Raw genomic sequence first — 21,779 nt, 5'->3', positions numbered from 1 at the left:
CATCGCTGCGCAGTCAGAACCGATGCCGTAGTCCGCCGACAAACTGGCGCCCCAGCCCCGGCACTACGGCAAGGTTGCCCCACGACGCGGGATAGTAGGTTTTGTCGAACACGTTGTGAATGTCGAGGAAAAGGCGCGTGCGGCGATCAATCTGCCAGTACGTGACAAGCTTCACCGTGGCGTAGGCCGGCAGCGAGTACGTGTCGGTGGCATTTCCGGATCGATTGCCGACGTAGACAAGGCCAGTGCCGATGCCATAGCGGCCGCCGAACTTCGGCATGGCATCTTCCCGGATGGCGAGCAGGCTCGCGCTGATCCTGGGGATATTGGTCAGGCGGGTGCCGGGGGCGATGGTATTGTCCTCGGTGACGCTGGCGTTCACCAGCGAAAAACTGCCGCTGATGCGCCAGTGCTGGTCCAGGTTGCCGAATGCGTCGAGCTCGAGCCCGCGGCTCGCGGCCTGGCCCGTGGCGATGTTGAAGTTGGGATTGGCAGGGCTGCGTGTCAGGACGTTGTGCTTGCGGATGTCGAAGAGCGCAAGCGTTGCCCCTAGCCGCTCGTCCCGGGACTGCCACTTCAGCCCTGCCTCTACCGAGCGGGCGTACTGCGGATCAAAGGCGTTGCCGGCCTCATCCACGCCGCTGTTCGGGCGGAAGGATTTGCCAAAGGATAAGTATGCGGAAAGCTGCGGGGTCGGGAGCCACGTCAAGCCGATCCGGGGCGACACGGCACTCTGGCTCTGGCGGGTCGATGCCGCGGTAATAAGGTTATCCACTGACTGCTGGTAGTTGTCGAACCGGACGCCGGCAAGCAGCTTCCAGCGCTCGTCAATCGACACCTCGTCCTGCAGATAGGCGCCGAGATTGCGCTGGTTCTCGCGCGTCGATATGCCTGGCAAGACCGCCGGCTTCGCTTGCCCGTATACCGGCTCATAGATGTCGATCGCATACGCGTTGGCTGCGAGGCTGGAGTAGGCGATATCCATGCCCATGAACAGGCGCGACGCTTCGATGCCGACAAGCATGCGGTGGCCCAGCCCGGCCGTATGGAAGTTTCCCTCCACCTCTGCGCGGGCCGACGTGTCGCGCGAGGGCAATGTCCGCCAACTGTTGCGACGCGTGAGCGTACGCCCATCGGCGAGCAGACTGCCAAACTCCGCGGCGTATCCCTCGAAGCCGGATTCCTTGTAGCTCGCCCCGATGCGCGTGCGCCAGCCCGCGGAAAGCTGCCGCTCGAATGTCAGCTGATGCGTATCGCTGGAAAGATGGAGGTTTGGGTCGCTGGGCTCCTGCAGGTAGCGGTCGCGGGGAAGCGTGAGTCGGCCGTCCACATTGACCACGCCCCGGTCGAGCGGCGTACGCAAGCGCATGAATTCTCCCTCGTATTGCAGCAGCGTACGGTCGTCCGGTGCCCACGTCAGTGCCGGCGCCACGAGGTATTTGTGGCCGTCGATCAGGGGGCTGCGGCTGGCGCTGTCTTCCGCCATGACATTAAGGCGATAGGCCAGCGTCTTGCCCAGGGGGCCGGTGGTATCGATGGTGGCGCGCCGGAAGCCGAACGTCCCGACACTCACTTCCGCCGCAGTCGCCGCCGTGAACCTTGGCTTCTTCGTGACCATATTGATGGTGCCGCCCGGTTCGCTGCTGCCATAAAGCGCCGCCGCGGGGCCTTTGAGGAATTCGAAGCGCTCGACCGTGGCGGCGTCGCGCATCGGGTTGTACCCACGCGCGCCGGGAAAGCCGTTGACGAGATATCCCATCTCCGTGCTGCTGAAGCCGCGGATGGCATAGTTGTCCCAGGTCCCGCCAAAGTCATTGAGGCGCGCGACTCCGCTGACATAGTCGACGGTGTCGGCAAGCCGCGTCGCACCCAGGTCATCAATGAGCTCCGAGGTAACCACGCGCACGGATTGCGGGACTTCACGCAACGGCGTGTCAGTACGCGTGGCGCCAGCGGCTTCGACAGCAACATATCCGCTGCCGCCGGCAGTGGCGCTGACACGGACTTCGGGCAGGTCTGCCGCAAGCCCCGGCGGTTCGGCAAGCGCCGCATCCGATAGCGGGAACAGCAGCAGGCTGGCGTGACAGGCATGGTGTGCGATGCGCCTGGCGCTTGAGCGAAATGATGGCATGTGCGTGGCATGAGTGACTCAGGGCCAGCAATGTAGCCGCGTGGATGAGATAGATTCTCATTCACTTACTCGCTGCCCGGGAATCATGAGGCTTGCCAGATTGCGTGTTACCGGCGCAAGCCGCTCAGGTCACGGAACAATCTGTTCACGCGGACGGGCAAAACGCAATTCAATGCGGTACGGCCCGCTGCGATCGGCACCATCGTTAGCGAGACTGCTTTTAAGCTGGCGGCGATGCAGTTCCTCTGGCGCTGCTGCGGCTTTCACTTTTGACATCCAATAGCACGGGAGCACAGCGATGGATCTTTGGGATCTCGATGTCCTGTTCAACCATTCAATGCCTCGTCAGAGACAGCCTTTCAATGGAACGGGGGCCGGCTCGTGAGGTGGAACCAGATCGCGGAGCCGGTGGCGGACTTGCTACCGGACCTGATTGCGCTGCGCCGGGACCTGCACGCCAATCCTGAACTTGGCTATGAAGAGCACCGCACGGCTGGCATCGTGGCGCAGTCGTTGCGCATGCTGGGTCTCACGGTGCACGAGGGCATCGGCGGCACGGGCGTGGTCGGCACGCTGCGCGCCGGCAATGGCAAGCGCAGCGTGGGCCTGCGCGCGGATATGGATGCATTGCCGATGGTGGAACTGGGCCGCCCACCTTATGTCAGCCACGTGCCCGGCAAGCATCACGGCTGTGGCCACGACGGCCATACCAGCATGCTGGTGGGCGCCGCGCGTCAGCTTGCGCGCAGCGGCATCGATGGCACGGTGCATTTCATTTTCCAGCCGGCAGAGGAGGGCAAGGGCGGGGCCCGCCGCATGATCGAGGAGGGCCTGTTCGAGCGCTTTCCTTGCGATAGCGTTTATGCGCTGCACAACTGGCCAGACTTGCCGCTCGGTCACGCACAGACGCTGCCTGGCGCCATCATGGCGGCGGCGGATCGATTCGATATCGTGCTGCGCGGGCGAGGCGGTCATGCGGCGCAGCCGCATCACACCGCAGACGCCATCCTGGCTGCCAGCCAGCTCGTGTCGCAATTGCATACGATCGTGGCGCGTCGCATTGATCCCGCCGAATCCGCGGTGTTGTCCGTCACGCGTATCGAAGGTGGGCACAGCCATAACGTGTTACCGGCCGAAGTGCAGATCACCGGCACGGTGCGAAGCTTCGATATGGAGGCCCAGAGCCGGATCGAGACCGCGCTGCGTGCGATGGCGCACGGCGTGGCGACGGCGAGCGGCACCGAGGTCGAAGTGCATTACGACCGCTATTACCCGGCCACGGTGAACAGCCCAGAGGAAGCGGCGGTGGCCGCTGACGCGGCACGTGCCATCGGCCTGGAAGTGCGCATGGCTCCCCGGGCTGCCTTCACCTCCGAGGACTTCGCCTTCATGCTGCAGCAAAGGCCCGGCGCCTACCTGTGGCTGGGACAGGGACGGGCGGAACCCGGGCCCGATGGCGAGCGCCCCTTGCACCACCCTTGCTACGACTTCAACGACGACGCGCTGCCCCTCGGCGTGCGCTGGTTCTGCGAAGTTGCCCGGCGCGCGCTGGCGCCCGCCTGACGCGGCTAACCATTCTTATCACCCCCCACTTCAGACTCATCATGACCACTGCAGCGGCCACTCGCCAGGAGAAGGACCTACTCGGTGTGCGAGAGCTCGATCACACCTTGTACTACGGCGTGCAAACACTGCGCGCCAGGGAGAATTTCTATCTTTCCGGCCGTTGCATCGGGGAGTACCCGGACTTCATCAAGGCGCTGGCTATCGTCAAGCATGCGGCCGCCAATGCCAACCATCGGCTCGGCTTGCTGGACAGCGCCAGGCATGGCGCCATTACAAAAGCTTGCGCCGAAGTCATCGACGGAGCTTTCCATGACGCCTTTGTCGTTGACATGATCCAGGGTGGCGCCGGAACGTCGACGAACATGAACGCCAACGAGGTGCTGGCCAACCGCGCACTGGAACACCTGGGCGAGCAGAAGGGGAGTTACGGCCGGCTTCATCCAAACAACGATGTCAACTTGTCGCAATCGACCAATGATGCTTATCCGACCGCGATCCGGGTCGGATTGCTGTTGGCCCATCTGCCGCTGCTGGAGAGCCTGTGCCACCTTGCGGCAACCCTGGCCAACAAGGCGCAGCAGTTTGGCGGCATCCTGAAGATGGGACGTACCCAGCTCCAGGACGCGGTCCCCATGACGCTCGGTCAGGAGTTCCAGGCGATGGCCGATACCGTGTCGGCCGACCTCGAGCAGATGCGTACGCTCATTCCTGCGACGCTGTGCGCCGTCAATCTGGGCGGCACTGCGATCGGCACCGGCATCAACGCGGACCCGCGCTATCAGGCCATTGCCATCGAAGAACTGGCGGCGCTGTCCGGGTTTCCCGTCCGCGCCGCGCCCAACCTGATTGCCGCGACTTCGGACATGGGCGACTTCGTGCTGCTATCGGGACTCGTCAAGAGGACGGCGCTGCGTCTGTCGAAAATCAGCAATGACCTGCGCCTGCTTTCCAGCGGCCCTCGGACCGGCATTGCGGAAATCAACCTGCCTGCGCGCCAGCCCGGCAGTTCGATCATGCCGGGCAAGGTCAATCCGGTCATTCCGGAAGCGATGAACCAGGTCGCCTATGAGATCGCCGGCAACGATGCCGCGCTGACCCTCGCAGCCGAAGCGGGTCAATTGCAGCTCAACGCGATGGAGCCGCTCATCGCCTACAAGCTCTATGACTCCATCCGGCTGCTGTCCCGCGCCGTGCGCATGCTGGACCGCGAATGCATCGAAGGGATCAGTGCGAACCCGGACCAATGCTCGGCGCTGGTCCACCGTTCGATCGGTATCGTGACAGCGCTGAATCCGTATATCGGATATGAGAACGCTACGCGGATCGCACGCCTCGCGCAGGAAACCGGTCGAACCGTGGTAGAGCTGGTCCAGTCGGAACAGCTCCTCAGCAATGCGCTGCTGGCTGAGATTCTGCGGCCGGAGAATATGGTGGCTCCCCGTAGCCCATTGACGAGCTAAGCAAGGCCATGCGGAGCCGCAATTCGCCGGTTCCGCCAGGACGCATCCATGCCGCAGCTCTGGAGCCGCCTCGGCGCGATCAGCGCGGCCGGAGTGCCATGCCAGGCGTCTTTCGATGTCGCGGTGCCAGCCTGGGTCTCAGGGTTTCTCCGGAGATTGGAAGATTCGTTCGCCTGGGGTGCCAGCTTTGCAATTCGCTGCGGTGGCGCACACCGCAACAGGGACAAATTCTGGCGCTCCGCGTCTAGCATGGAAGCCATGAATCCACCACGGTGCCGACCCCAGGCGCCCATCATGCTGAGGATCAGAAACCATGACCTTCCGACCCAAGTACGTGACTTTCGACTGCTATGGCACGCTCACGCGATTCCGCATGGGCGAGATGACGCGCGAGCTGTTCGCCGACCGGATTTCGCCCGAGCATATGGAGCAATTCATCGCCGACTTCAGCGCCTATCGCTTCGACGAGGTGCTGGGCGACTGGCAGCCGTATGAGGTGGTGCTGAAGAACGCCGTGCGCCGCCTGTGCAAGAAGTGGAAGATCCAGTACCTGGACAACGATGGTCAGGCGTACTACGACGCGGTTCCCACCTGGGGCCCGCACGAAGATGTGCCGGCGGGCCTGGCCAAGGTGGCCAAGGAGATTCCGCTGGTGATCCTGTCGAACGCCTCGGACGACCAGATTCAGAAGAACGTGGCGAAGCTGGGCGCGCCGTTCCACCGCGTCTACACCGCGCAGCAGGCGCAAGCCTACAAGCCGCGGCTGAAGGCCTTCGAGTACATGCTGGACTCGCTGGGCTGCAATCCTGAAGACGTGCTGCACGTATCGTCGAGCCTGCGCTACGACCTGATGTCGGCCGATGACATCGGCATCGTCAACAAGGTGTTCGTGAATCGCGGCCACGGCCCGGGCAACGCGGCTTACCGCTACACCGAGATCCAGGACATCGGTGGCCTGCCTGGCGTCGTCGGTCTCTGAAAACCCTCAGCGGTCCCTCCCGTACATCACTATGAAGCTCGATTCCTATTGGAAAGATTCAGTGCCACCGCTGGCTCTGGATGCGTACGATCTGCCGTCCCAGGTCGATGTCGCCATCGTCGGCGGCGGTTTCACCGGGCTGTCGGCGGCGCTGGCGCTGGCCAGGCGTGGCGCGAGCGTCGTGGTGCTCGAGGCGGGGCCCGCCGTTGCGCCGGAGGCTTCCGGGCGCAACGGCGGACATGTCAACAATGGCCTTGCGGTGGATTACGTCGACGTTGCTGCCAGGGTTGGCGCGCAGCGGGCCCGTGACTGGTACCACGCCTACGACGATGCGGTCGACACGGTGGCGCGCATCATCCGCGACGAGGACATCGCCTGCGACTTCGAGCGCAACGGCAAGCTGAAGCTCGCGACCCGTCCTTATCAGATGGAGGCGCTGCAACGCAGCGCGGACCGGCTTATCGCCGATGGCGTGGATACCGATGTGGAAATCCTCGACGCGCACCGCGTGCGCGCCGAGGTCCAAAGCGAACGCTTCCACGGCGGCCTGCTGTACAAGCGCAGCGGACAGATGCATATGGGCCGATTCGCCCAAGGTCTGGCCGTGGCGGCGCAGCGTCATGGCGCACAGATTCATACCGGTACGTGTGTACAGCGCGTCGAGCGCACGCATGGACAGGTACACCGCCTGCACACCACGCGCGGCACGGTGCTGGCCCGGCAGGTGCTGCTCGCCACCGGCGCGAGCCGCCACGGCGGCTACGGCAGTTTTGGCTGGCTGCGCCGGCGCATCGTGCCGATCGGCAGCTTTATCGTGACGACAGAGCCGCTGGGGGCGGAGCGCGCGGCTGCACTGCTTGCCAGGCGCCGCACCTACACCACGGTGGCGAATATCCACCATTATTTCCGTCTCACGCCCGACCATCGGCTGGTGTTCGGCGGCAGGGCGCGCTTTGCCATCTCCAGTCCGCAGCAGGACGCCGCCAGCGGCGAAATCCTGCGTGCCGGCCTGGCCGAGATCTTTCCTCAGCTGGCCCGTGTCCGCCTGGACTATTGCTGGGGCGGGCTGGTCGACATGACACAGGACCGCCTGCCACATGCTGGCGAACGTGACGGTCTTTTCTACTCGATGGGTTACAGCGGCCACGGCACGCAAATGTCCGTCTACATGGGTGAGCGCATGGCTGCTGTGATGGCCGGCGATGCGAGCGCCAACCCATGGCGTGAGCGCGAATGGCCCGCGATTCCCGGCCACTTCGGCCCGCCCTGGTTCCTGCCCGCCGTTGGCCTGTACTACCAGCTCAAAGATCGGCTGGCGTAAGACACACCGGCCGATCCTTCATTCAACGCGACTTGCATGCCTTTCCTAATCGATACACAGGAGTACAACCATGAGCGATAGCCGTAACCAGTTGGAAAATCTTGTCGGTCCCGGTGAAAGCCTTCGCATGATGGAAGCGCTCAAACGCGGCGCCACCCGGCGCGATGTCCTGAAGATGCTGGTGGCGGGGGGCATGCAGGCCACGTTGGCCGGCGGCCTGGCCGGCGCTGCGGTCGGCGCGCATGCGCAGACGCCCAAGCGCGGCGGGCGCATCCGCGTGGCGGTGGGCACGGCAGCCGCGTCCGATACCCTCGATCCGGCCAAGCAGTCAAACCAGAGCGACTATGTGCGCTGCAACATGGTGTACAACGGACTGACTTCGCTGGACCGAAGCCTGACGCCGCGGGCGGCGCTGGCGGAGACGTTCAACTCCACCGATGCCAAGACCTGGGTCTTCACGCTGCGCAAGGGCGTGACCTTCCACGACGGCAAGGCGCTCGCGCCGGCCGACGTGGTGTACTCGATCATGCGCCACAGGGATCCGGCCACAGCGTCCAAGGCCAAGGTGCTGGCCGAGCAGATCGAAAGCGTGAAGGCCACCGGCCCGAACGAGGTCACGGTGGTGCTGAACAGTCCCAATGCCGACCTGCCGGTCATCCTGGGTACGTTCCACTTCCACATCGTCAAGGAGGGCACCACCGACTTCAGCGCCGGCATCGGCACCGGTCCCTACAAGATCAAGGAATTCAAGCCCGGCGTGCGCACGCTGGTGGTGCGCAATGACGCGTACTGGAAGCCGGGCAAGCCCCACCTCGACGAGATTGAACTCGTCGGCATTGCCGACGACAGCGCGCGGCTCAATGCGCTGTTGTCCGGCGGCATGGACCTGGTGGCGATGGTCAACCCGCGTTCCGTGTCGAGGGTGAAGGGGACCCCCGGCTACGCCATCATGACGACGCAATCCGGCCAGTACTCCGACCTGATCATGCGCAAGGACGTGGGCCCTGGCACGAACCCCGACTTCATTCTGGCAATGAAGTACTTGCTGGACCGCCAGCAGATGCGGCAAACCATCGCGCTCGGTAATGCGGTGGTTGGCAACGACCAGCCCATCGACCCCACCAACCGCTTCTACTTCAAGGATCTGCCGCAGCGGCCATTCGATCCGGAGAAGGCGAAGTTCCACCTGCGCAAGGCCGGCGTGTCTGGCAAGGTACAAGTGGTGACGTCCCCCGCAGCGCTGTATTCGGTCGAAACCGCGCTGGTGATGCAGCAAGCCGCGCAGCGTGTCGGCCTGGAGCTCGACATCAAGCGCATGCCGGCCGATGGCTACTGGTCGAACCACTGGCTCAATAGCCATGTGGGCTTTGGCAACGTGAATCCGCGGCCCAGCGCCGACACCATCTTCACGCAGTTCTTCAAATCGGATGCACCGTGGAACGAGTCGCGCTGGAAGAACCCGAAATTCGACCAGTTGCTGGTAGCGGCGCGCGGTGAGACCGATTTCGCAAAGCGCAAGCAGATGTATGCCGACATGCAGACCATGGTTCACGAGGATGCTGGCATCGGCATCCCGTTGTTCCTGTCGAGCATCGACGCCCATACGACCAGGCTCAAGGGGCTTTCGCCGATCCCGCTGGGCGGTCTGATGGGCTATATGTTCGCCGAGAACGTGTGGATCGATGCCTGATCCGGACGAGACATCCTATATGAGCACATTCCTTTACAAGGCAGATCCGGTGCGGGGTCAGGACTGGCGCAAGGTCTTCGCGCGCGAGCGGCCCGACCTCGATTTCCGCATCTGGCCCGATGTCGGCGATCCCGAGCAGGTGCGCTACCTTGCCGCCTGGGAGCCGCCCGAAGATATCGGACAGCGCTTTCCTAACCTGCAAGTGGTGTTTTCAACGGGCGCAGGCGTTGACCAGTTCAATCTGAAGGCGATCCCGGAACATTTGCCGCTGGTGAGAATGATCGAGCCAGGTATCGTGGAGGGAATGGTCGAGTACGCGGTGTTTTCGGTGCTCGCGCTCCACCGCGACATGCCGGCATATCGGCGGCAACAGGCGCAAGCAGACTGGAGGCCTATCCCGGCGCACCCCGCGCAAGAGCGGCGCGTCGGGGTGCTGGGACTGGGTTCGCTGGCGCAGGCGGTGCTGGCCCGCCTGGGCTTGTTCGGCTTCGATTGCGCGGGATGGTCACGCTCGCGCCGCAGCCTCGACGGTGTGACGTGCTACGCCGGCCAGGAGGAACTCGACGCATTCCTTGCACGTACCGATATCCTCGTATGCCTGTTGCCGCTGACAGACGAGACGCGCGGCATGCTGGGCGCCTGTATGTTCGACACATTGCCGCGTGGTGCCGGACTGGTGCATGTTGGCAGGGGTCAGCAACTCGACCACGCCGACCTGCTGGCCGCGCTGGAGTCGGGACAGCTTGGCGATGCCATTCTCGATGTCACGCATCCGGAGCCGCTGCCCGCGGATCACCCATTGTGGCGGCACCCCCGGGTATGGCTTACCCCCCATATTGCCAGCATGACCCGGCCCGATACCGCGGCCAGGACGGTGCTGGACAATCTGCGCCGCCTTGAAAACAGTGAGCCTGTGATCGGCGTTGTCGACCGTCAGAAAGGATACTGAGCGCCAGTGAAGCGCTTCGACCCGAATATGTTTGCAGAAACTATCCAGCAGCGACTTCCCCGATAAAGCGAAGCGCGCCTGCTTCCAGCAGATCCTAGGTAAGGAAGAACAGACGGACGCCTGAACGGCGAAATCCGTGGCATTGCTGTGGCCGGCAGGAATGCGATTTTTTGTTTAAAGAATATCGATGCAGATTTCGCTTCGCCCCGTGCATCTCATGCCACGGGTTAATCTAATAAATCGGAGGAGTTATTTCATGAAATACCGGATGTTGGCGATGGCAGCGGCATGGCTGCTGGGTCCCGTTGCCTACGCTCAATCGAGCGTTACGCTTTATGGCGTCGCTGATGTGGGGTTCGAATACCTGAATCATGCGGTAGCGTCTACGGGCACCGTCGCCGCTGGCGCGGCCGCTCACAATCTCTGGGCATTGCAGTCGGGCAACCAGTCTGGCTCGCGCTGGGGCTTGCGTGGCGTCGAAGACCTGGGCGGAGGGCTGAAGAGCATTTTCCTGCTGGAAAGCGGATTCAACCTCGATACCGGCACCATGGGGCAGGGCGGGCGCTTGTTTGGCCGCGGCGCCTATGTCGGCCTGCAGCACGAATGGGGCCAGCTGACCTTCGGCAGGCATACCACGCCTTTCTATGACTTTGGCGTGACCTACGACCCGATGGCCATTGCCAGCCGCTACTCAGTTGGCGCACAGGACCCGTACCTGGGCGGCGCGCGCGCCGACAACTCGGTCAAGTACATGGGCAAGTTCGGCGGGCTAAGCCTGAGTGGCCTGTATAGCTTCAACAGCAGCAACCAGGAAATCGCGGGGAATTTCACCAACGGACGTTCGTATTCGGCCTCGGCAAGTTATGCCGCCGGGCCGTTCGCCTTCGGTGCCATCTATGACCAGACGAACCGTTCGGCAGCCACCGCACTGACGACCAACAGCCTGATCCGGCGCGCGGCAGCGGCGGCGACCTATTCGCTGGGTTCGGCCAAATTCTATGCCGGCTATCGGTACGCGCACGCGTTCAACGGTGCCGTCCTGCCGGGCGTTGCACTGGCCAACACGGTGTCGAACCTCGCCTGGCTTGGCGCTGCCTACCAGATTACACCGGCACTGTCGGTGGCCGGCTCGGCCTACTACCAGAACCTGCGCGAGTCGAATGCCGGCAATCCCTGGCAATTCGTCGCCCTGGTCGACTATGCACTGTCCAAGCGAACCGACGTCTACAGCACGGTTTCGTACGCGTTGAACCGAGGCAAGTCGAATCTCGGCGTGAACGGGTTCAACGACCAGCTGGGCGCCAGCAGCGAAGCTGTGCGCCCGGGCGCCAACCAGTTTGGTGCGGTGGTCGGCATTCGCCATAAGTTCTGACCCTGCCGCGACGGCCCGGACCGGGAAGGAACCCCGGTCCCGCGCTGCCGCGCAAGCCGCCGCGCGTTCACCGCGCAGGCGGTGGCTGGTTCCGGGTCGAAGTGCCGTACCGTGTATGGCAGATTGACGCCGCGCCCGGACCCAGCACCCATGCTCCAATCGTCCACAGGAATTGCCAATGTCCGACCTTGCTCCGCTGCAACAGGAAATCGAGCTCATCCACCCGCCTGCCCAGTTCATGGATCAAGCAAACATTGCGGGCATGGCGGCCTATCAGGCCCTCTGCGCGGCCGCGGAGGCAGACTACGAAGGCTTCTGGGCCCGGCATGCGCGCGCTTGCATCAGTTGGCACCGGCCTTTCACCAGGACACTTAACGAGGATCGTGCGCCGTTCTACCGCTGGTTCGAGGACGGGCAGCTCAATGTGTCCTACAACTGCCTGGACCGCAACCTGCAGCTGGGCAACGCGGATAAGACGGCGATCGTGTTTGAGGCCGACGATGGACTGGTCACGCGAATCACGTATGCGCAATTGCACGCGAAGGTGTGCCAGCTGGCCAACGCTTTGCGGGCCATGGGCATCGGCAAAGGGGATCGGGTCGTCATCTACATGCCAATGTCCATCGAGGGCATTGCCGCGATGCAGGCATGCGCGCGCATCGGAGCGGTGCATTCGGTCGTCTTCGCCGGATTCTCCGCGAAGTCGTTGCGGGAGCGGATCATCGATGCCGGCGCGGTGGCCGTGATCACCGCCGACGAGCAGAGGCGCGGCGGCAAGTCGCTGCCGCTGAAGTCCGTCGTGGATGAAGCGCTCGCACCGGGCGGTTGCGAAACGGTCAGGCACGTTATCGTTCACCGGCGTACTGGCGCACCAATTCCGCTGGTGGCGTGGCGCGACCTCTGGCTCGATGCATTGATGGCGGCCCAGCCCGCAACCTGCGAGCCGGAATGGGTCGGGGCCGAACACCCGCTGTTCATCTTGTATACCTCCGGCTCCACCGGGAAGCCCAAAGGGGTTCAGCATGCATCCGGCGGCTACCTGCTGTGGGCGGCGTTGACGATGAAGTGGACCTTCGACATCAAGCCTGACGACATCTTCTGGTGTACGGCAGACATCGGGTGGGTCACCGGCCATACCTACATCGCCTACGGCCCGCTCGCCGTCGGAGCCACCCAGATCGTGTTCGAAGGGGTGCCAACCTATCCCAACGCCGGCCGCTTCTGGGACATGGTGCGCAAACATCGGGCCACGATCTTCTATACGGCGCCGACGGCAATCCGTTCGCTGATCAAGGCCAGCGACAAGGATCCGGCCGTACATCCCGGGCGATACGATTTGTCCAGTCTGCGCCTGCTCGGCTCGGTGGGCGAGCCCATTGATCCGGACAGCTGGCGCTGGTACCACCGCAACGTCGGCAATGGCAACTGTCCGATCGTCGACACCTTCTGGCAAACCGAAACGGGCGGACACATGATCAGCCCGATGCCGGGCGCCATGCCATTGCAACCCGGCTCATGCGCGTTGCCGCTGCCAGGAATCATGGCCGCGGTGGTGGATGAGACCGGCAAGGAATTGCCACACGGGCAAGGCGGCATTCTGGTCATCAAGCGGCCATGGCCCTCGATGATCCGAACCGTCTGGGGGGATGCAGACCGGTTCTGGAGAAGCTACTTCCCGGCGGAGTTGGGCGGCAAGCTGTACCTGGCCGGCGACGGGGCGGTGCGCAGTGACAAGACCGGCTACTTCACGATTACCGGCCGCATCGATGATGTGTTGAATGTTTCGGGCCATCGCATGGGCACCATGGAGATCGAATCGGTGCTGGCGGCCCACTGCGACGTGGCCGAGGCCGCGGTGGTGGGCAAGCCGGATGACACCACCGGCGAAGCGGTCTGTGCATTCGTGGTCCTGAAGCGCACCCGCCCGCAGGGTAAAGAAGCCGCGCAGGTCGCGCAGGCATTGCGCGAGTGGGTTGCGCGCGAGATCAGCCCGATCGCCAAGCCAAAGGAGATCCGCTTCGCCGACAACCTGCCCAAGACCCGCTCGGGCAAGGTGATGCGACGATTGTTGCGTGGAATCGCGAAGGGGGAGCAGATCACGCAGGATCTCTCCACCCTGGAGGATCCCGCGATCCTGGCTCAACTCAGGGACGCACAGTAAATCAGGCCGGCACGAACCTGCAACAAAGAGCGGAAGGAAAATGAACGCGGAGAAGGGCGACCACCTCGGGCGGGATATTGGAGGCGGCAATGTTGCGCCAATGTCCCCGAAAAGACGATGGGCAGCAATGCAGCGACGTTACCCGTCGCTGGGGGAATTCGGCTATATCAGCATGATGCTCAATTCATCCATGCATCCCCGGACACAACACCGGGTGCTGGATTGCATCGAGGAACAGCGTGTATGGGAGTGGAGGGACCTGCCCAGGATCGGCGTCACGCGCTTCGGGCGCTTCGAGCATGCCTGCTGCGTGACGTTTGCGCGCCGCGGGCACTCCGCGATGTACTACGTCAGCCAGGATGAGCGCTATCGCATGGAAGCAGCGCCGGCGTTCGTATCCGAGTTCAATGCCGAGGCGGCATAAGCGCGCATGGACTGGCGCAAGATTCACCAGCGACCGCCGCGCAAGTCGGCGGTCGCGGTATGAGAAATCGCATGAAGAAAATCTCCGGATCGCTGCTGGTGTGCTGACCTAGCAGAGCGCCTGGCTAATGATTGCAAATTGTTGCAGCGTGCTGTCCGCCCGCGGTACACCGTGGCGTGCCATGGCCACCACCGTGTCGACCTGAAGTAGTCCTGCCTGCGCCAGCCAATCTTGCAGGCCGCTCGTGCCGGTGACGTCAATGCGCACGAAGGCGCCGGCGTACGCTCCGCACCAATACGCGATCAGGGCTTTCGCGTGATCCGTGTCGGACGCTACCACCGGCCCGATCGCATGGCCGCGTCCGAAGCGGCGCATGATGGAGAATCCCGCGACCTTGCCATGGCGCTCAAGCACGACCGTCTCGCCAGCGGCAAGCAATGCCCCGATGACCTCGTCGCGAGACATGCCGGTGGCGCGGTTTGCCAGCGCAATGATGGCCTCGGTATCGCCGGGGAGGTACGGGCGCAAGGCTTCGCCTGGAAAGGACGGGGCATTGACGAGGGCGTTCAACGTTCCCTGGTGCTGGTGGATCGTGCCGGTCGCGATAAAGCCGAGCTGCTCGTACAGAGGCTGGCCGGCAGGCGTTGCGATCAGCAGCGTGCAACGCTCTCCCAGGGCTGCCAGCACCAGTTTCATCAATGCTTTGCCAATGCCCTTACCCTGGTGCTCCGGGGACACGATAATCATCCCGAGCGACGCCTGCTGTCCTTGTTTCCAGCACAGCCCGGTGCCGATCACCGCACCGGCCTCTTCGGCGACGAAGCCGGTGCCAAGGCCCAGGACAAAGCTCCAGTCCTCCAGGCGATGTGGCCAGCGCATGGTCTGCGACAGCGCATGGGCTGCAGGCAGGTCCTTTTCGTCCATCGCGCGATAGGTCACTGGAATAACGGTAGCTTGGCTTGGCATGATGTCTTCCTTTCTGGCACATTGAACCGGCCGCCGTGACTTGCTACGCGCTGCCATTGGCCGCATTTGCCTGGCATCGCCCGCGTCGGGCGGGTCTGGCGACTGAGGTAATCTTGCCATAGCTATGGGGCCGCATTGCGGCCTGGCAGAGATTCCGCACGATCATCTGGCTGCCGTGGCGTAACGGGGTTCTTATGCGGTCAACCCGCAGGCAGACCGCATGAATTGCTAAGCCCATGGGCGTACCGTTGGCTTGCCGCCGGCAGGCGCATCGGCGAGTCGCGCGCGGTCGGCACCCCGGTAATCGGCGCATGCGAGGCTTGCAGCAACATATGCCGCCGCGCGTGGCGAATGCCATAGATTCTTTCCTTACGCCCTGGCCAAACACGATACGCCGGAAATCCGGTAGTGGTCTAATCCTCCTCGGGATGCAGGGACGAGCGACGCCACTTTCATGGTGCTCTGACCGTGCCGGTCCACCAATTTCTTCATTCTGAGACCCTGCGCGGACAGGTCATGCGGCGCAATCTCATTGATCGCGGGAACAAGTCATGTCGAGTTTGCAACAGCGCGCCACCCCGGCCACTTTTGTCGATCTGCGCGAGTTTGCGCGGGACCATGCACGGGGCATCCCGGTCACCACGCAGGATGGCGAAGATGCATTCCTGTCCAGCCGTCGGCTTCTCGACTTGCCGCCGGGGCCCGTCACGGTAGGGAAGATCGCGCTCGATGCTGGTGCGGGAGCCGTTGACGCCCTGCCGGCGGACGAGTTCATCATCGTCAGCGAGGGCAGCCTGACGTTGACGCGGATGGGCCAGACGGTCGTCCTCGGTGCCGGCAATAGTGCCGTCATCCTGCGCGATGCGTGGTTCGCGTGGCGTGCCGAAGCGCCTGTCACCATCATCTTCATGCGCTACAACCACAGCGTGGTTGGCTCGCGCGCACTGGTGCCGATCGCGCAGGCGCCGGAACTGCAACCATCCGGCACGCCACCGGCCGAGTTTATGCTTACGCCGGCGCCGGTTTGCCGCAACCATACCGACTATCGCTCGGAGGACGGGCAGTTCGTCTGCGGCACCTGGGATTCGACGCCGTACCACCGCCGCGTCATGCCGTATATCCATTACGAACTGATGCACCTGTTGTCCGGCAGTGTGACGTTCCAGGACGAGACTGGCCGCAGCGGCACATTTTCAGAGGGCGATATTTTCCTGGTCGAACAGCATGCGCAATGCAGTTGGGAAAGCCGGGAGCATGTGGCGAAGGTCTATGCCATCTTCCGTCCGTCCTAGCAATCGATTTCCAGTCACATTTTTCTTCAGCGGTCCCTGCTCCACTGGGAGGCGTTTGCCCACAGGCTGCGATGCCTGTGGGTCTTTTTTTAAAGCGGCGCTACGCGATGCTTCGCGGCACAGCGCCGGGGCGCTGTCGCACGTCGAAAGAGCGTCTCAGCGACAGATCGGAAACAATAGCTCTGGCAAACAGTGGTACCGAAACAAGGGCGCGGGAAATCGCTTTGTCGACGCTGCCGGTTCGCAATCAGCTTGCAAGCGCGGCGCGCACGTCAGGCGCTGCAAGCACGTCATCCAGCGTCTTTTTCACGCGTGCGAACATCAGCTCGAACTCGGCTTCGGTATAGGTCAGTGCGGGGGCAAAGCCCAGGATATTGTCGGCGAAGGCGCGGAACACAATGCCGTTGCGGTAGGCTGCCGCCGCGATCCGCTCGGCCAGGCGCAGCGAAGGGTCGAAGCCGCGCTTGCTGTCCTTGTCGCTTACGAGTTCCAACGCGCCGAGCAGTCCGCGATGGCGCGAGTCACCCACCAGCGGATGGCTGCGCAACGCATCCAGGCCCGCGGCAAACGGCACCGCGCCCCGCTGGCCATTGGCCAGGATGCCGCCTTCCTCGTACAGGCGCAGCACCTCCAGGGCCACCGCGGCGCTGACCGGATGAGCGGAGTATGTCGCGCCATGGCCAACTGGCGACCCATCGGGAGCGCCGTCGGCAATGCCGGCGTACAGTTGCTCGGATATCATCGTCGCGCCCATGGGCACGTAGCCGGCGGTGAGGCCCTTCGCAAGCGTCATGATGTCGGGCACGACCTCTTCAGCCTCGCAGGCGAACATGGGGCCGGTGCGCCCGAAGCCCGTAATCACTTCGTCGACGACAAAAAGGATGTCCAGCTCGCGCGCCGCCTCGCGCATGGCCTTGAGCCAGCCCCTGGGCGGCACAATCACGCCACCCGAGCCCTGCACGGGTTCGCAGAAGAAGGCGGCCACATTGTCCGCGCCCAGCTCCGCGACCTTGTTGCGCAGCGCTGCCACCGAGGCGGCGATGATGCCCTGGGCATCGTCGGGATTGCTGGCGCGATAGGGATTGGGAGAGGGGATGTAGTGCTGCGTGCGCAGGGGCAGGTCGAAGCCGCGGTGGAAAGCCGGCAGGGCGGTCAGTCCGGCGCCGGTCGATGAAGAGCCGTGATAGCCGCGCTCCAGTGCGATGCAATGCTTCTTGGTTGGCCGCCCGGTGGCATTGAAATATTGCGTAATGAAGCGCACGGCCGTATCAACCGCTTCGGAGCCGCCCAGGGTGAGATAGACGTGGTTCAATGAGCCGGGCGTAAGCTGCACAAGCTTCTCGGCGAGGCGGATGGCAGGCTCGCTGCTGAAGTGAAAGTAACCGGTCGCATAGGGCAGGCGGCGCATCTGCACGGCGGCGGCCTGCACCACGCTTTCCTGTCCATAGCCGATATTGACGCACCAAAGACCGGCGAACGCGTCGAGGACTTCATTGCCGTCGGCATCCGTCAGCCAGGCACCTCGGCCGGAAGCCAGTACCGTGGGACCGCGCTGCTCGTGCACGCGCCACGGCGAGACGGGATGGATCAGATGCGCGCGGTCCGCGGCGTCAAGCGAAGCGAGTTGGGGCAGGTCATTGATCAGGGTCATCGCAGTGTCCTTCGCATCCATTCGTGCGTAGCGCAGCCGACTGGCTTGGACCAAGCTTAGCGGCGGCGGCGCGCGGTATGGTGCTGCATTGTTGGGGCGCCACGAAGAACCCTGCTCTTATACGGGGCGAGACAGCAGATTGTTTGGTGCGGGATCCGTCAAGCGCCTGAACGACGCGGTGCCGTATTGACTGGCTGCGCTGGCGGCTGTGCCACAGCGGGAGACGGAGTGGCGCAGGCTGCATCGGGGCGGCGGTGGCCGGCTTGCATTGGCGGTAGGGGCATGGAGACGGCCGACTCGCCGTGCGGGAAGGGGGAAGGGGGCAAGGCAGCGCAGGCAGGACTGGAAAGAGCGCGTCGCACAGCGCATGATGCCAAATGACCTGATGCCAGGCTGCTGAAACGGGCTGGGGTTTGTCCGTAGTTTGAAAGATTCGTCTGCCGGAGGTGCCAGCTTTGCAATTCGATGCGGTCGCGCAGCCCCCAACGGAAACAAATGCTTGTGGGGGTTGACTAGCATGAAGCACCTGAAGCCGATCCTTGCAGTCGGCGGCTTCGTAAAGTTAAAGATTGCGGGCCAAGCCCGAGGGTCAACAGCATTCCGCCCTGGGCACAGTCCTCGTGCCCCGGCACCAAAGGAGCAGACGATGAGTGATAGCCGTAACCAGTTGGAAAACTTTGTCGGCCCCAGCGAAAGCCTTCGCATGATGGAAGCGCTCAAACACGGCGCCACCCGGCGCGATGTCCTGAAGATGCTGGTGGCGGGGGGCATGCAGGTCACGCTGGCCGGCGGCCTGGCCGGTGCGGCGGTCGGCGCGCATGCGCAGACGCCCAAGCGAGGCGGACGCATCCGCGTGGCGGTGGGCACGGCCTCCGCCTCCGATACGCTCGATCCGGCCAAGCAGTCGAACCAGAACGACTATGTGCGCTGCAACATGGTATACAACGGACTGACCTCGCTGGACCGGAGCCTGACGCCGCGGGCGGCGCTGGCAGAGACGTTCAACACCACCGATGCCAAAACCTGGGTCTTTACGCTGCGCAAGGGCGTGACCTTCCACGACGGCAAGGCGCTCGCGCCGGCCGACGTGGTGTACTCGATCATGCGCCACAAGGATCCGGCCACGGCCTCCAAGGCCAAGGTGCTGGCCGAGCAGATCGAAAGCGTGAAGGCCACCGGCCCGAACGAGGTCACGGTGGTGCTGAACAGCCCCAATGCCGACCTGCCGGTCATCCTCGGGACGTTCCACTTCCACATCGTCAAGGACGGCACCACCGACTTCAGCGCCGGCATCGGCACCGGGCCTTACAAGATCAAGGACTTCAAGCCCGGCGTGCGCACGCTGGTGGTTCGCAACGACGCATACTGGAAGCCCGGGAAGCCCTACCTCGACGAGATCGAGCTCGTCGGCATTACCGACGAGAGTGCGCGCGTCAACGCACTGCTGTCAGGCGGCATGGACCTGGTCGCGATGATCAACCCACGCGCCGTGGCGAGGATCAAGGGGACTCCCGGCTATGCCATCATGACGACGCAATCCGGCCAGTACTCCGACCTGATCATGCGCAAGGACGTGGGCCCCGGCACGAACCCTGACTTTATCCTCGGTATGAAGTACTTGCTGGACCGCCAGCAGATGCGGCAGTCCATCGCGCTGGGTAATGCAGTGGTCGCCAACGACCAGCCCATCGACCCCACCAACCGCTTCTATTTCAAGGATCTGCCGCAGCGGCCGTTCGATCCCGAGAAGGCGAAGTTCCACCTGCGCAAGTCGGGCGTGACCGGCAAGGTGCCGGTAGTGACATCGCCGGCCGCCCTGTATTCGGTCGAGATGGCGCTGGTGTTGCAACAGGCAGCGCAGCGCGCGGGTCTGGAGCTCGAAGTCAAGCGCATGCCGGCAGACGGGTATTGGTCCAATCACTGGCTCAATAGTCCCGTAGGGTTCGGCAACGTGAACCCGCGGCCCAGCGCCGATACCATCCTCACGCAGTTCTTCAAGTCCGACGCTCCATGGAACGAGTCCCGCTGGAAGAATCCAAAGTTCGACCAGTTGCTGCTGGCCGCGCGAGCCGAAACCGATAACGGCAAGCGCAGTCAGATGTATGCCGACATGCAGACGATGATTCACCAGGAGGCTGGCATCGGCATCCCGTTGTTCCTGGCAAGCATCGACGCGCATACGACCAAGCTCAAGGGGCTTTCGCCCATCCCGCTGGGCGGTCTGATGGGCTATATGTTTGCCGAGCACGTGTGGCTCGATGCCTGACCGGCCGCTGTAGCGGCAGATGAAGCAAAGGCTCCCTACGCTGTAGGGAGCCGTGGGGCTTTCTTGCGCGCCCATCGACTGGACCCCGGCGTCGCGTCCGAATCCGGTGCCAAAGCGAAACTGCTATGTGCCGGGCGCCGTTCCCGGCGCCGGTGTCCTTGCTATTGCTCAGCCTTGGTGGCCAGCGCAATGGCCGTGCGCAGGATCTCCAGGGCCTCCTGAGCGGTTTCCAGGCTGGTGTTCAGCGGTGCCAGCAGGCGCACCGTATTTCGATGCACGCCGCATTTGATCACAAGCAGGCCACCTTCGCGGCAGCGGTCGATAACCGCCTGCGCGAAGGCCGCGTCAGGCTGGAACCGATCGCCGTTCTTGACGAATTCCAGCGCCAGCATCGGGCCCAGGCCGCGCACCGTGCCGATGGCGGGGAACTCCCGGGCGAGCTGCTCCAGGCCTGCACGCAGCGTTTCGCCAAGTCCGTGCGCCTTGGCGAGAAGCTGTTCCTCCTCGAATACGTCGAGCACGGCCAGCGCGGCGGCGCAAGCGAGCGGATTGCCACCATAGGTGCCACCCAGGCCCCCCGGCGCCGGTGCATCCATGATCTCGGCGCGGCCGACCACGCCGGACAGCGGCAAGCCACCAGCCAGGCTTTTCGCAACCGTGACCAGATCCGGCTGGATGCCCGCATGCTGGAAGCCGAACGTCTTGCCGGTGCGGCCGAAGCCGGCCTGGATCTCATCGAGGATCAGCACGATGCCATGCTTCTCCGTCAGCGTGCGCAGTGCCCGCAGGAACTCGCTTCCCGCAGGGATGAAACCCCCGTCGCCTTGCACGGGTTCGAGAATGATGGCGGCAACGCGGTCGGGCGCGATCTGCGTGGCGAACAGGTCTTCAAGGGCGCGAATCGCATCCGCGCTGGAAAAGCCGCGGAACGCATCCGGGTAAGGCGTGTGGTACACCTCGCCGGCGAGCGGCCCGAAGTTCTGCTTGTAGGGCGCGCTGATGCCGGTCAGGGTGGTGCCGAGCAAGGTGCGGCCATGGAATCCGCCACGGAACGCGATGACGCCCGGTACGTTGCGATAAGCGCGTGCGATCTTGATCGCGTTCTCGACGGCCTCCGCGCCTGTGGTCGCGAATAGCGTCTTGTATTGCGCTGCCCCGCCGACGAGCTGGTTCAGCCGCGCAGCCAGTTCGACATAACAGTCATAGCCAACGACCTGGAACGCCGCATGGGTAACGCGCTCCAATTGCTTGCGCACCGCCTCGACAATCCTGGGGTGGTTGTGGCCGATGTTCTGCACGCCAATGCCACCCACAAAGTCGATATAGCGGCGGCCTTCCACATCCCAGAGGTAAGAGCCTTCGGCCCGGTCCGCGAAAATCGGATGGGCGGTGACGATGCCGTGCGGCACATGTTGCGTACGGAACGCGATAAGGTCCTGGTTGGACTGGGTCATTGCACTACACCTCTTTTTCAGGTTCCGCGAAGCCGGGGCCGCGGTGAATTGTGAAGGGAATCGGAGCCGGTGAGAATTTCTGCACGGGCACGGTCTT

16 protein-coding genes are annotated in these 21,779 nt (G+C 63.6%); 11 read left to right on the top strand and 5 right to left on the bottom strand.

The window, feature by feature from the left end; genetic code table 11:
• Window positions 1-13: 13 nt before the first annotated feature.
• Both MKD38_RS23560 and MKD38_RS23555 read right to left on the bottom strand, forming a co-directional pair.
• Window positions 14-2,131 (bottom strand): TonB-dependent siderophore receptor, encoded by a 2,118-nt coding sequence (locus MKD38_RS23560; RefSeq protein ID WP_252680571.1) that lies wholly within the window; start codon window positions 2,129-2,131, stop codon window positions 14-16.
• A 129-nt stretch (window positions 2,132-2,260) separates the two neighbouring features.
• The gene (locus tag MKD38_RS23555; RefSeq protein ID WP_181461250.1) at window positions 2,261-2,407 is read right to left on the bottom strand and encodes a hypothetical protein; all 147 of its coding nucleotides are present in this window, start codon (window positions 2,405-2,407) and stop codon (window positions 2,261-2,263) included.
• 105 nt (window positions 2,408-2,512) lie between these two features.
• On the opposite strand from MKD38_RS23555, the gene MKD38_RS23550 reads away from it, so the two are divergent.
• The 9 genes from MKD38_RS23550 to MKD38_RS23510 all read left to right on the top strand — a co-directional run bounded on the left by MKD38_RS23550 (window position 2,513) and on the right by MKD38_RS23510 (window position 14,053).
• Window positions 2,513-3,694 (top strand): amidohydrolase, encoded by a 1,182-nt coding sequence (locus MKD38_RS23550; RefSeq protein WP_252680569.1) that lies wholly within the window; start codon window positions 2,513-2,515, stop codon window positions 3,692-3,694.
• A 41-nt stretch (window positions 3,695-3,735) separates the two neighbouring features.
• Entirely contained in the window at window positions 3,736-5,157 is a 1,422-nt protein-coding gene (locus MKD38_RS23545; protein ID WP_252680567.1) for an aspartate ammonia-lyase, read from the top strand.
• A gap of 313 nt (window positions 5,158-5,470) precedes the next feature.
• On the top strand, window positions 5,471-6,136 hold the full coding sequence (locus MKD38_RS23540; protein ID WP_111519853.1) for a haloacid dehalogenase type II: 666 nt from the start codon (window positions 5,471-5,473) through the stop codon (window positions 6,134-6,136).
• A gap of 31 nt (window positions 6,137-6,167) precedes the next feature.
• Window positions 6,168-7,457: an NAD(P)/FAD-dependent oxidoreductase gene (locus tag MKD38_RS23535; RefSeq protein ID WP_252680565.1), complete on the top strand. Its 1,290-nt coding sequence runs from the start codon at window positions 6,168-6,170 to the stop codon at window positions 7,455-7,457.
• Between the two features lie 70 nt (window positions 7,458-7,527).
• On the top strand, window positions 7,528-9,147 hold the full coding sequence (locus MKD38_RS23530; RefSeq protein WP_252680563.1) for an ABC transporter substrate-binding protein: 1,620 nt from the start codon (window positions 7,528-7,530) through the stop codon (window positions 9,145-9,147).
• A 19-nt stretch (window positions 9,148-9,166) separates the two neighbouring features.
• Window positions 9,167-10,096 (top strand): 2-hydroxyacid dehydrogenase, encoded by a 930-nt coding sequence (locus MKD38_RS23525; RefSeq protein ID WP_252680561.1) that lies wholly within the window; start codon window positions 9,167-9,169, stop codon window positions 10,094-10,096.
• 256 nt (window positions 10,097-10,352) lie between these two features.
• A complete protein-coding gene (locus MKD38_RS23520; protein ID WP_252680559.1) occupies window positions 10,353-11,468 on the top strand; it encodes a porin in 1,116 nt (371 codons plus the stop codon).
• 178 nt (window positions 11,469-11,646) lie between these two features.
• A complete protein-coding gene (gene acs / locus MKD38_RS23515) occupies window positions 11,647-13,629 on the top strand; it encodes an acetate--CoA ligase (RefSeq protein ID WP_252680557.1) in 1,983 nt (660 codons plus the stop codon).
• Window positions 13,630-13,756: 127 nt separating this feature from the next.
• Window positions 13,757-14,053, top strand: coding sequence for a hypothetical protein (locus tag MKD38_RS23510; RefSeq protein ID WP_252680555.1), 297 nt, complete (start codon window positions 13,757-13,759; stop codon window positions 14,051-14,053).
• A 108-nt stretch (window positions 14,054-14,161) separates the two neighbouring features.
• On the opposite strand, the gene MKD38_RS23505 is transcribed toward MKD38_RS23510, so the two are convergent.
• The gene (locus MKD38_RS23505; protein WP_252680553.1) at window positions 14,162-15,019 is read right to left on the bottom strand and encodes a GNAT family N-acetyltransferase; all 858 of its coding nucleotides are present in this window, start codon (window positions 15,017-15,019) and stop codon (window positions 14,162-14,164) included.
• Between the two features lie 551 nt (window positions 15,020-15,570).
• Between MKD38_RS23505 and MKD38_RS23500 the strand changes: the two genes are divergently transcribed.
• The gene (locus MKD38_RS23500; protein ID WP_252680551.1) at window positions 15,571-16,311 is read left to right on the top strand and encodes a cupin domain-containing protein; all 741 of its coding nucleotides are present in this window, start codon (window positions 15,571-15,573) and stop codon (window positions 16,309-16,311) included.
• 247 nt (window positions 16,312-16,558) lie between these two features.
• On the opposite strand, the gene MKD38_RS23495 is transcribed toward MKD38_RS23500, so the two are convergent.
• A complete protein-coding gene (locus MKD38_RS23495; RefSeq protein ID WP_252680549.1) occupies window positions 16,559-17,962 on the bottom strand; it encodes an aspartate aminotransferase family protein in 1,404 nt (467 codons plus the stop codon).
• Between the two features lie 646 nt (window positions 17,963-18,608).
• Between MKD38_RS23495 and MKD38_RS23490 the strand changes: the two genes are divergently transcribed.
• A complete protein-coding gene (locus MKD38_RS23490) occupies window positions 18,609-20,228 on the top strand; it encodes an ABC transporter substrate-binding protein (RefSeq protein ID WP_252680690.1) in 1,620 nt (539 codons plus the stop codon).
• Window positions 20,229-20,389: 161 nt separating this feature from the next.
• Here the strand turns inward: MKD38_RS23490 and gabT are convergent, their stop codons facing one another.
• Entirely contained in the window at window positions 20,390-21,682 is a 1,293-nt protein-coding gene (gene gabT / locus MKD38_RS23485) for a 4-aminobutyrate--2-oxoglutarate transaminase (RefSeq protein ID WP_252680547.1), read from the bottom strand.
• Window positions 21,683-21,779 lie beyond the last annotated feature (97 nt).

Source organism: Cupriavidus sp. WGlv3, from assembly GCF_023952475.1.
Classification (GTDB): domain Bacteria; phylum Pseudomonadota; class Gammaproteobacteria; order Burkholderiales; family Burkholderiaceae; genus Cupriavidus; species Cupriavidus phytorum.
The sequence above is the reverse complement of the archived record's forward strand: the minus strand, read 5'-3'. Positions and strand labels throughout refer to the sequence as shown.